Below are 12,049 nucleotides of genomic sequence, written 5' to 3'. Positions count from 1 at the left end.
TCTTAGTATGACCACAGTTGTTAAATATTACACTTCAAATAAATAGAGTTCAAATAGAAAAATGTGTTTGTGTGTTGAGGGAAAAGTTTAATCAATTTATTGCTACTAAGCACTCTGTGTAGCATAAGCAATGCATAATTTTTAAATGTAAGGGCAAAGCAAAGATAATCGAGATGCTGCTTTGAAAGTGAATAATTTTAGCTTAATAGATATGATGAAAAGAGGTTAAAATTGTTTTGAGTTGAAATAAAAATAACTTAACAGGGCTCTCATTTTATTAAATGTTGTGTGCACTCACATTACTGAACTTAGGCGACAGAGTGAGAAATTATAACTTTGAGCTAAAAACGCTTAATAAATATTTACTATTGCGTAAAGTATTGGGTAAGGTATGGCAGGCTTTTTCATTATTATGGGACGTATTATGAAGTTATCTCCATCTGTAAGTATCGAACATTCTGACTCAGGCTTAGAGTATATTAATGTCGCAAGTGACACATGCACGGCTAAAATTTATCTGCAAGGTGCGCAGTTAACCCAGTTCACGCCGGCGGGGAAAAAGCCGCTGATTTGGGTATCAAGTGAAGAAGATTATCAAGAAGGTAAAAGTATACGTGGTGGTATTCCTATTTGTTGGCCTTGGTTTGGTGTTAACTCCAACCCTGATTGGCCTATCCATGGTGTAGCACGCACTAGCCTTTGGCGTGCCGATGAAGTATCAGAAAATGATGGTGTAATACGGGTTAGTTTAACGCTCCCAATGACGCAAATTGATGAGACATATTGGCCTCACAAATCGACTCTCAAAGTCGAGTTTATTCTTACCGAAAAGCTTGAAGTGCGTTTAACCACTACCAATCTTAGTGACCAAACAATTACTTTCACTCAAGCTTTACACACGTATTTCCCTACACCCGCAATTGAAGAAACTAAAGTAGACGGGCTTCAAGGTTCTAAATTCATAGAGTTCGGTGAAGGTCCATTTGATCAAAGTGAGTTGGTGGGGTTTGCCCGTGAAACCGATATGGTTTATACCCAAGCGCCTGCTAAACAAAGAATTATTACCCCTGATGGGATTATAGAAGTGGGTCGCGAAAACTCAACTTCTTGTGTGCTATGGAACCCTTGGATAGATAAATCTAAGCGCTTATCTAACTTTGCTGATGATGAATACCATACAATGCTGTGTTTAGAAGCTGCAAATGTGATGGATGATAGTGCAACGGTCGCGCCTGGGCAAAGCCACACATTAGGCACTACTATTAGCTGGGTTTGATAGTTTACAGATAGCAAAACCAAGCCAACGTAATTTTGTTGGCTTGTAAAAGGATATATGTACCGTGTTTGAAAATCACCAACTCGACTCTTTACCACAGCACCAAGATATCGTATTTAAACCGCTTGCAGACAATGCATTACTTTATGTGCAACTGAGTTGGTTGTTGTTCTACGTGCCCTTAATGTTAGTTCTTGCTGCTGTTTGTTATTTTAATGATAAATTTGCCAGCATCGCGCAAACCCCTTTGTTAATAGCGCTCCCGATTATTTTAATTTTGTCATTAGCTTATAACGTACTAAGTGTAAGGCTGCGGGGAATAGCAGTACGGAGCCATGATATAGCCTTTAAAAAAGGCGTTATTTGGCAGCAAGTTACAATTTTACCGCTCTCTCGAGTACAACATACAGAAATACATAGAGGCCCTTTAGAGCGAAAGTTAGGCCTTGGCAGTCTTCGTTTATATAGTGCCGGGGGAATGAGTGCTGACTTAAGCATTAGTGGTTTAAGTCACCATGATTGCAAAGATATCCGCCAATTTGTACAAGATTATACTCAGCCTACACACTCAAACACCCAACCCAATGACACAACAATGAGTGAAGCACCAAGCAATGGATGAGCAACAATGGCAAAGAGTATCGCCGTGGGCGTTAGTGTACTTTGTATTACACTTTGCTTTTCGGTTTATAAAAGATGGCATTTTTAATTTATTGCCAATTGCAGTCCTATTTGTAACTCAGGTCCAAAACAAATTATTTTGGGGTCAAATTGCTGCGGGTGTTGCTGTTACAGCGTTACTTATTTATTCGGTTGCCTACTATATAAACTTTCGTTTTTGTATAACCGATGAGCACGACATATTACTCAACAAAGGTGTATTCAAAAAAGAGCGCTTAACGCTGAGTTTTTTGCGAGTGCAGAATGTAAATGTAGCCGAGCCCTTTTATTTTAAGCCACTAGGCTTGGTTAATTGTATTTTCGACGCCGCAGGAAGTGTGTCACAAGAAGTCATATTGCCCGGTGTAACGACTGATTATGCAGATGCCATACGTGAGCGTGTACTTACTTATAAAGAAAATGAGCAAGAACTGAGCTCAGATCCATCGGCAACAGATATTACTGAAGAACAGTCGCAACGAAACTTAACGCTCAGTAATACAGAGGTGGCTAAGTTTGGTTTAATGTCGAATATGGCTATTCTTGCGCTTGCTGCCTTAGCGCCGTTTATGAATGTTCTATTTGAGTTTTTAGAGGAAGCGGTTATTAATCGTCTCGAAACTTTTTATGAGCAAGAGGTTGGCATGCTAGTAAATGCAGCTGCATTGGCTGTATTTTCGATCTTATTTCTAGTGGTTATCATCGCCATTTTCCTGTCTGTGGTGATGGCGCTGATCCGATTTTATAATTATGAGTTATATTTCAGTGAAGGTAAGTTTAAACGTATTGCGGGCTTATTAGAGCGACACCAGTTATCAGTGAGCTTGGAAAAGGTTCAATCAATATCTATTAAACAAAACCTGATTGCACGTGTTTTAAAACGTTACACCATCCAATGCTTTCAGGCCACCAGTGGGCATGCAATGGGCGCAAAAAACAAACAAAGTTTAGTTATGCCTGTACTCGATGTTACGCAAGTCAATCAAATGCTGTTGTGGATTTACCCTTGGCTGGAGCAGACTGGGTTTGACTTAAAAGCACTAAACTTTAAAGGTGTTGAGAGGGCTTTTTTGCTAAAAAACCTAGGCTTTTATGCGCTGGTTCCAAGTGTGTTATTGGCCGCTTTTAGTTATGTTACAGCAACTTTCAATCCCTTGTTTTGTTTGCTTATCTTTGCTGTTTTAAGCATGTTCGTATTTTTGTCATATAAACGGTATGGGTATTATTTTTATCAGCATGAAGGGCGTTACTACGGTATTTTCAGGAGCGGCATGCTGGGTGTGCAATATCGCGTATTTGAATTATATAAAGCGCAAAGTGCTAATAGCATCAGCACTTACTTTATGCGTAAGAGTGGTTTAAAAAGCTTGTCTATACAACTAGCGTCAGGCACGGTTTCATTACCTTATCTTAAAAAGGACATCGCTAATGGTATAATCGACTTTACGATGTTTCAGGCTGAATCAGAGAAACGAAACTGGATGTAAAATACCTTTATTGCAAATAGTTATCAATTGCATTGACTCTTTTCACACTGATATTATACTAATTAATATCAGTTTTTAAAGAATCAGGGATATGATGGTTTTAACATTATGTTTATTAGCGTTTTGCTGTGTATTGGTATTAATGTTTCATATTCGCTGCTGCAAAAAAGCATCACTTTTATGTGCTCGTTGTGGCGTGTTAATAGTCGGATGTTTAATTACGTTGGCTATGTATAGTGGTGGTATTGGGCTCTTGAGGGCATTGTTAGTCTTTGTTGTTTCAGTTTTTATAGTCAGTTTGCTCGTTAGCTTAGTGCAGCCTTTAGAGATTGAGTAACACGTTTTTTTACATTTAAACACTCACTTTTTTTGTCGATTACGCGCATAATACCTGAAAATAAAATATCAGGGATCGTGATGAAAAAAGTACTCGCCACCATATTTTTACTACTTGCAACTAATCTCTATGCGCAAGCAAACTGGCAAACTATCCACACAGAACACTTTAATATTCATTACACGCAAGAGTCCCATGATTGGGCTCGCTCCGCTGCAAATGAGTTAGAAATAGTGCGGACTAAAGTGTTAGCACAGCAAAATCGTGCGCTTGACGAAATAGTCGATGTTATCGTTTTTGACCCACTAAACAGCGCAAATGGGTTTGCAATTCCTCCTTCAACAAATCCAATGATGGCACTTTTTACAACGCCTCCTCAATCTGACACTGTAGTGTCAAACACTGCTGGTTGGCAGCAATTACTCATATTACATGAATATGTTCACTTGGTGCATTTAGCACAGCCTACGCGTAGTGACTGGCGTCAAGCCATCAGAGAGGTGTGGGATTTATACGATTTAACATATGAGTCTATGCCGCGTTGGGCCGCTGAAGGTTATGCAACGTTATTAGAGTCTAAAATGACAGGGCGTGGTCGGTTATTTGATAATTACAGTGAGGCTATTTTAACGGAGTTTGCTCAACAAGGCTCATTACCAAGTTATGACCAGCTCAGTGATGTAGAGGGCGGCTATATGGCAGGTTCCATGGCTTACTTGTTGGGGGCTCGCTTTTTACGCTGGTTAGAGGAGCGTCACTCAGAAGATACCTTAGATGCCGTGTGGACTCGTATGCAAGGGGTTAAAAAGCGCGATTTTGATGAAGCATTTAGCGGCGTATTCGGTGATTCTGCGAAGATGCTTTATCGTCGTTTTATTGCTGAATATACCTATAAAGCCATGGCCAAAGAGCAAACTGAAATTAAGCTAGAGAGCAAAGCTTGGCTCGATTTGGCGTTTCACGCAAGTAACCCTGCTTTATCGCCCAATAAGCAGCAAGTTGCGGTTGTTGAAAGGGATAAAGACGGTAAAACGCAACTCATTATTTACAGTACAGAGCAAAATACGCAAGCAGCAGAGGAATTTGCACAAGCTCAGCAGGAAATTTTGAACGATGATCCGCTCGATATCGTCGATTCAGCACCTGCGGTATTTAAACGAAAACAACAAAAAGTATTGAACCAAATTAACCGTGCGGGCATTCAAAACCCTCAGTGGCTAAACGATGAGGAAATATATTTTGGTGCGTACACGAATAATGATGATGTAAATAACACCCGAGTAGCGGATATCTTTAGTTGGCATATAAATACTGGCGAAGTGAAGCAACTGACTGATCTTGCAGGGCTACGTCGCTTTAGCATTGCTGACAATGGCCAGACTTTATACGCTGAACGTTCTCGCTCAGGTTACTCTGAATTGGTGAAATACGATGTTCAAACGGCCACAGCTACGCCTTTATTCGATAAAAGCTTAGAAGATGTATTTGATTACCCAGTACTTAGCCCTAATAAAGCTAAATTAGCTTACTTAAGAACAACCTATAACCACAATTGGCAGTTGTATATACAAGATTTAAAGGCAGGAGAAACCCATAGCGTGCCAATGCCCAAGGGCTACCAATACTTGTCTCAGCCAAGCTGGGGACGTAATGGTCAATCGTTGTATTTTGTGGCAGGGTTAAGCGGCGCACTCGATATTTATCGCTTTGATATAGCTGAAAATACATTAATCCAAATGACACGAGGTCAAGAAGCGTTCGCTCATCCTCAGGTAATGAACGATGGTACTATTTTGTATCTATCCATTACACATGAAGGATTAAACTTTAAACAACTTGCACCTACCCACAAAGGCGAGGTTATAACAGAGCTTGCAACAAACACCCTTGCGCCGCAATTTATTGTTGAGAAGCACCAACTACCAGCAGCAAAGGTATACACCGCTGAGGTTGGTAAGTCGCTTGATTATGATCCATGGCAACAAAATGCAACAGCGGCTTTGGGAGCGCAATATAACTCTGCCTCAACATCACTGGTTAATGTAAGTCTAAAAGGCAGCGATTTACTTAAGCAGTTTGATTGGCAAATAGGTTACAGCGCAAGCATTAATAATGAGGCGCTTTCAGGGGCATTTGCCGAGGTGAAATATGGATTGAATCACTTGGAATATAATGCCAAGTTGTTTATGTTTGATATGGATGCCACAAAGCAATCGCGCGCAACAAATAGCCCTGAACATACCAAACATGGTGGCTATGTTGATGTGAAATACTTATTTAGTCTCGGCCAGCTTAAAATAACCCCCTCAATTGCATACAACTACACTGATATAGACACAAAGGGTGACAGCGAAAGCAATCAGCAATGGTTAAGAGCAGCTGTTTCACAGCGTTGGAGCCATGATCGCCAATCATTTTCTATTGGCCAAAGTGTGCTTGCTCAATGGTATGAAGGTGATAATGATAACCATGATTGGCAAGGCTATGACTTTGCAGCCAAGTTATTCGGTAAAGCGTATGACATCCCTTTATATGTGAACTACCAACAACGGTATCGTGATAATACCCGTTTGACGCTCGGTAGTTTTAGTTCAACGTTAATTGCTAATAATGCCCATGCAGAATATGTGTTTGCGAAAGAACTCCCCTTTAATGCTGCAACGGCAGAGCGTTACCAGGGCTATGGCGGCGGGATGAGTTTTGCCCAAGGTATGCCGTGGTTCTATTATCAGCAACATCAAGTTGACAGTGAAGTGTTCGCTCAGAGCTACGGCATTAAATGGCAAGACTCAATAGGTTTTGGTCTTGCAAGCGCGGGCATAAACGACCTTCATGTTGATTTTGGCTTGGCAAAAGTTGAAGGTGATAGCTTCGAGGATGAATTAAGAGGATGGTTAGGCTTTTATTATTCTCTTTAATCACGCTAATGCCTTGATGAACTTCAAGGCATTTTTCTCAAATTACTTCAAGCCGCCGATACTCTTAGTTGAAGTTATGCTTACTTTTTTTTTGTAAAAACAGATGCCAGCTTTGCAGCATATACACTGCGTTGTGTTTCATCTCGCTCAAGCTTCATAGCTTGTTCCAGCAGCCTTTTAGTGGCACCTAGATGACCTTGTTGGTAGCGAATTTTTGCTAATGCTACATAGGGCTCAGATAAGTAAGGGGCTTTATCGATGGCTTCATTGATGTATTTTTTAGCAGGCAAATATTGCCCGCTTAATGCCTCTGTTTCACCTAAAACAATTAGCTGATAAGGATCTTTTTCCGTTTGGTCTAATTTTTGGTTAATCTTTTCAACCAGCATCTCGTTGCCAACATCTTCAGCCAATGCTTTGTAATTGCTTAATAAGTTCAAGCTTTCTAATTGATGGTCAAAGGCGCTTTGGTAAATACGATGTGTTGTTGCTTGATCATCCACACGCCTGTGAAGAATAGCGGCTAAATTAAACAACTCAGGATCATCAGGCGTGAACGTATTGGCTTTGGTTAATAAGCTATAAGTTAAATTGTAGTTCTCTTGCAACAGCGCTTCTGCTGCAAGATTGCTGTAATATTTTGCAATGAGATCATTAATGCTTGCGCTACCGGAGTAAAAGCTCCCTCTTGATGGAAAGTAATCAACGATTACACCTGGGCGGATAAAAATAATTTGACCTTCTTGCTTTTCAAGCGGTTTATACAGCTTGGTTCTGAAATGATTTGCGATAAACACCAAATTGCCCTCTTTGGCATAAACAGGCTCGCTAGTCATTTCTTGGAAGGCTGTTTCAAGGCCAATAACATTGGCATATGCTTGAGTCACAATGGCTAGGCTTATACAGTTGCCATGGGCTTTATCGAGCGTTTGTGATGCCGTTAGCGTATCTCCATGATAGGTAAACCCGTCTAAACTGCTTTCAATATAATTATACAAAATGAGTTCGTCAGATTCGCCTAGTAAGCGGTTCGCGTTTACGTAAGCCATAAATTTTTGCTGTTCTTGCTGCGGAAGTTGAAAAAGTTGTTGCTGGGAAGGCACGGCTTCAATTTCAAATAAGGAGTGATTTATCAGTTGCGCTAATGATGGGGTCTTTTGAGTTGAGGGGGCTTTGGGAGCCGTAGTTGTGGTGCACCCTGCTAATAAGCCAATAAAAAATATAAAATAAATTTTCATAATCACCTCGCATTTATTTTTACATTACGCCGAAGTACATTTTTTATCAAGCAAGAAAATTAGCGTGGGTTGTCACCTCTTTCTTAATCAATTTGATACTAAACGCGTATAAAAACTGTTCATACTGTAATGCTAACTTGCCAGTTGATGATTGCTTTTATTTTCATCAATAGTTGCGTGTTAGATTTAGATCTATACAATGCCGCGCCTCACATAAATCAAATTAAAACAGCAGTTTACATAAAGCTTTTGTTTTATTTAAAAGTCTTTAACCTATTAACTAATTTGTAACGAGCGAGGTTTGCTTTGGCGCATTATTTGCCTATATTATCATCATTTATTTTAGTGTTTAGTTTTTTACCGCTATTAAATAAAATCCGCAAAAACCGAAGTGTATCGGGATTATCATTATTGATGATGACGTTTGGCGTAGCGCAAAGTACGTATTTTATTACCTATAACGTGTATTTTGAGCGTTTTTACATGGTATTGCCCTTTGTCGTAACGGGTGGCTTAAGTGGCCTTATTTTGTATTACTTTGCGCGCTACAATGCCAAGCGTGAACAGCGTATCCAGTTAGCAGCAATGTTAGGTTTTTCACTATTACCTTTTTTGTTATTGTTAAACCCACTGTTAGAGGCTGCTCAAGTACTTACGTGGTTGACGTTTGTTGGCTTGATCATGAGCTCTGTGCGTGTGATGCCCCAAACATATAAAACACTTCGCAGTGGTGACATTAGCAATTTAAGCGCTCGTTACTTTAGCTTGCAGTTTATAGCGGGCCTATGTGGCTTATTTGCCGAGCTTGCAATGGCGACCCCAAGCACTTCACACATCTTAACGTTTGTCATGATACTGCTGACAAATGCTGCTCAACTTGGCTGTATTCAATATTACAAAATGCGCCCAGTCGCAGCTTAGCCCACCAAAAGTGAAATAGCTTTGATGCTCAATTAGTTTGTGTATGGAGGTTTACCGTAAATAGACTTCCATGCACTGAGCTTTAAATGCAATTAACTATTCATCAAATAGACGCGTTTTCCAGTGAGTTATTTAAAGGTATTTCGCCGCTGTAATTGATTTAGATACATAGCTTAGTGATCAGCTGATGCTAATGAAACCGCGTTTACGTGCAAACAAGCCGATGGCAGTTCCAAAGCAAGCACCTGAAGAGATACAGGTTATCCCGCCAGCACTGTATAAAGTCTTGTCTATACAACCATCTAAGGTGTTGAAAAATAGTTAAGCTTACTTAAAATATTGTATCCACTTGATGTTGTTGCAACCGCACCAAGCACACAATGTGATTTTATTTTATGTTATTTTTGGCCCGCCAGTGGGGGTGATGAAGGTTATGTTACCGGCTCAATTCATACGGGTCTGGCGCCTTACTGGGCGCAGCAAATAGGTAAAAAGTCACTCAGCGCGTATCGAGCTTCAAGCCGGGGTGGGCCTATGCAATGTGATGTAAGTGATGATGAGGTAACTTTAACAGGGCGAACTGTACGCTATATGCAAGTCATGATTTATTTGTAAGCTTTGGTCTGCTTTATTAAGCACCTAGCGGCAGTTTAATGGTGATTTGCGCGCCATGTTCGGTATTTGCTAACTGTAGCTGGCCGCTATGCTTTTGCACAATATCATTACATAGCGCTAGGCCAAGCCCGTGACCGGTTTTTTTCGTCGTATATAAAGGCTGGAGCGCGTTGTCTAGATTGGCAAAGCCAGGGCCGTTGTCGGTCAGTTGAAGTATTTGCATGTTAGCTTGTTGGAAGCACCGTAAAGTAATACATGGTGAGTTATTAACGGCTTCAAATGTATTTTTAAATATATTGATTAATAGCTGCTCAATAAGCAGCTTATCAGCAAAACATTGTGATTCACCGTCAAAGTTAAGTTGAATATTTTGTTCGGCTGCGTTGAGGGTGACTAAAGCTTTTAGATCAAAGTAGTGCGGTTTTGCTGCGGGTAGTCGGCTCAACTCTGAATAGGCTTTGATAAACTGTAGCAGTGATTCACTGCGTGATTTTACTCGCGTTAACACTTGCCTTGTTTGCTTTTCATTTAATATTTCTGCGCTTAGCAGTGTGTCTGTCATGGATGCCATGGGAGTAAGCGAGTTATTTAGTTCATGCGATAAAATGCGAATTAAATCAGCCTGAGATTGACGTTTAGCATCTTGCAGATGTTGACCAATATAGCTGGCTGTGATCAGCGTTTGTTTTGCATCACTAAGCGCGATACGTTGCACTTGCCAATCTTGATTTAATTGAGCATGACGGCATTGTTTATTTTTAACGGTGAAACCGCATTCAGTTATGCTCATACCGCGTAGTAACGGCGTTTTAAGCTGTTGATACATAGGTTGGTTGAAGAAAATAAGCTGCTCTTTTTCATTGAATAAGGCGATTGGGTGCGGCCAATGATGAAATAGTCCATCGATCAAATGGGTTGCTTGTGGTATCGGCTTGTTAAACAGCGCGTCAATTTGTGCGCCGAGCATGGCCCAAGGAGAGTGCGGGCCGCTAAAGTCCAAGCTGAGGTTGCTTTGCCCTTGCTGCTTTGCGTCAATATAGGCTTGCAGCTGAGCGATAGGTGAAAAGTAAGCGTTAAATAGCCGATAGATACACATTATAAGCAGGTAACTTAAGCAGATAGACAGTGTGACAGTCAGTAGTACGTCTTGGCTTAATTGATAAACCCAGCCAGTACTTGGCACAATAATAGCGCAAAATATAGCAGTGAACGTGCTAATGACCTTGGTTTTATGGCTCGCTTTAAAGTTACTCATCAAACCCTTCTAGTTGGTATTTTTCCATCCGTCGGTACAGCGCATTACGTGAAATACCTAAGCTTTTTGCAGCTGCAGTTATTTGTTGGTTATGCTGTTGTAGTACGTCAGTGATCCGTTGTTTTTCAAGCTCTTCTAGCGTGAGCTTTGGAATTGATTGACTTGAGCTTGCTTGACTGTCCAGCATTATATGGGCTAACTCGATGACGCTCTCTGTACAAATCAACATGGCGCGTTCAATCACATGGCTAAGTTCACGAATATTACCCGGCCAACTGTGGCTGCATAACAGCTCTTCAACGTTTTGAGATAGCGTGCAGGGCGGTTTGTTATATTTAGCAGCAAAATGATTAATAAAATGTGTGGCGAGTGGCAATATATCGTCTTTTCGTTCACGTAAAGCAGGTAGGTGAATAACAAAGGTGTTTAAGCGGTAATATAAATCTTGGCGAAATTGCCCATCAGTAATGGCTTTAGAGAGGTCTTGGTTGGTGGCGGCAATCAAGCGAACGTTAACTTGTTCACTGGCGTTTGCACCAAGCGGCGTAAATTCACCCGTCTCAAGTACTTGCAATAATTTAGGCTGTAAATGAACAGGCAATGTACCTATCTCATCCATAAATAAGGTGCCATTCTTGGCGCGGCTAAACGCACCCGTGCGGTCTTGCTTGGCATCGGTGAATGCGCCTTTATGATGACCGAATAATTCACTTTCAAATAAAGACTCTGCAATAGCCCCCATATTTAGGCTCACAAGGGCAGCTTCATTGCGTGTACTTAATTGGTGTATACGTTTCGCTAGTTGTGATTTACCCGTGCCGTTTTCCCCTAAAATTAATAAGTTCGCATCGGTTGGTGCAAGCTGTTTGATAAGTATATCGAGTGACTGCATCGCACTGGATTGTGCAATCCAATCATTTTGCGGTAAGACTTTTGTTAAGGGCTTTATATGATTGTCTATTTGACTGAGTAATTTTTCTTTACGCCATGGCTTTTCAATGAAGTCTTTTGCGCCATTTTGTAACCCGGTGACTGCAAGCTCAATATTGGCCCAAGCGGTCATTAGCATAACGGGAATATCCAAAGGGGTGATTTGTTCTAGTAGTGCAAGGCCTTCTTTACCAGAAGTGGTATCACGGGTGAAGTTCATGTCTAGCAACACCAGTGCAGGCGTTAACCGACCAAGCAACTGCATGCATTGGCTTGGTCCATCAGCTTCAACAACTCGATACCCTGCTTGCTCGAGCAAAATGCAAAGAGCAAAGCGAATGTCGTCGTCGTCATCAACAACTAAAATAGTGTGTTGGCTCATACGGGTTATGATGGCAGCATTAGCTGCCAG

At 40.9% G+C, this 12,049-nt stretch carries 9 protein-coding genes; 6 read left to right on the top strand and 3 right to left on the bottom strand.

From position 1 onward, the window contains the following. The first annotated feature begins 424 nt into the window (after positions 1 to 424). The 4 genes from ACHUE3_RS15680 to ACHUE3_RS15665 all read left to right on the top strand — a co-directional run bounded on the left by ACHUE3_RS15680 (position 425) and on the right by ACHUE3_RS15665 (position 6,678). A complete protein-coding gene (locus ACHUE3_RS15680) occupies positions 425 to 1,276 on the top strand; it encodes a D-hexose-6-phosphate mutarotase (protein ID WP_394193298.1) in 852 nt (283 codons plus the stop codon). A gap of 64 nt (positions 1,277 to 1,340) precedes the next feature. Beyond that, on the top strand, positions 1,341 to 1,898 hold the full coding sequence (locus ACHUE3_RS15675; protein WP_394193297.1) for a PH domain-containing protein: 558 nt from the start codon (positions 1,341 to 1,343) through the stop codon (positions 1,896 to 1,898). Then, positions 1,891 to 3,423 (top strand): PH domain-containing protein, encoded by a 1,533-nt coding sequence (locus ACHUE3_RS15670; protein WP_394193341.1) that lies wholly within the window; start codon positions 1,891 to 1,893, stop codon positions 3,421 to 3,423. Before ACHUE3_RS15675 ends, ACHUE3_RS15670 begins: the two co-directional genes overlap by 8 nt. 417 nt (positions 3,424 to 3,840) lie before the next feature. Then, entirely contained in the window at positions 3,841 to 6,678 is a 2,838-nt protein-coding gene (locus ACHUE3_RS15665; RefSeq protein ID WP_394193296.1) for a TolB family protein, read from the top strand. Positions 6,679 to 6,758: 80 nt separating this feature from the next. Here the strand turns inward: ACHUE3_RS15665 and ACHUE3_RS15660 are convergent, their stop codons facing one another. Further along, entirely contained in the window at positions 6,759 to 7,916 is a 1,158-nt protein-coding gene (locus tag ACHUE3_RS15660) for a tetratricopeptide repeat protein (RefSeq protein WP_394193295.1), read from the bottom strand. A gap of 306 nt (positions 7,917 to 8,222) precedes the next feature. On the opposite strand from ACHUE3_RS15660, the gene ACHUE3_RS15655 reads away from it, so the two are divergent. Together ACHUE3_RS15655 and ACHUE3_RS15650 are read left to right on the top strand one after the other, a co-directional pair. After that, a complete protein-coding gene (locus tag ACHUE3_RS15655; RefSeq protein ID WP_394193294.1) occupies positions 8,223 to 8,837 on the top strand; it encodes a SemiSWEET family transporter in 615 nt (204 codons plus the stop codon). Between the two features lie 339 nt (positions 8,838 to 9,176). Next, positions 9,177 to 9,452 carry a PhzF family phenazine biosynthesis protein gene (locus tag ACHUE3_RS15650; protein ID WP_394193293.1) on the top strand — a complete coding sequence of 92 codons (276 nt, stop codon included), beginning with the start codon at positions 9,177 to 9,179 and terminating at the stop codon, positions 9,450 to 9,452. Between the two features lie 16 nt (positions 9,453 to 9,468). Here ACHUE3_RS15650 and ACHUE3_RS15645 read toward each other — a convergent pair whose 3' ends face one another. Together ACHUE3_RS15645 and ACHUE3_RS15640 are read right to left on the bottom strand one after the other, a co-directional pair. After that, positions 9,469 to 10,707 (bottom strand): sensor histidine kinase, encoded by a 1,239-nt coding sequence (locus tag ACHUE3_RS15645; protein WP_394193292.1) that lies wholly within the window; start codon positions 10,705 to 10,707, stop codon positions 9,469 to 9,471. Beyond that, positions 10,700 to 12,019, bottom strand: coding sequence for a sigma-54-dependent transcriptional regulator (locus tag ACHUE3_RS15640; protein ID WP_394193291.1), 1,320 nt, complete (start codon positions 12,017 to 12,019; stop codon positions 10,700 to 10,702). The genes ACHUE3_RS15645 and ACHUE3_RS15640 overlap by 8 nt, the downstream gene beginning before the upstream one ends. Positions 12,020 to 12,049 lie beyond the last annotated feature (30 nt).

The sequence above is a fragment of the Pseudoalteromonas atlantica genome, from assembly GCF_043641955.1.
Lineage (GTDB): Bacteria > Pseudomonadota > Gammaproteobacteria > Enterobacterales > Alteromonadaceae > Pseudoalteromonas > Pseudoalteromonas atlantica_A.
This window is presented reverse-complemented; position numbering and strand designations above follow the sequence as displayed.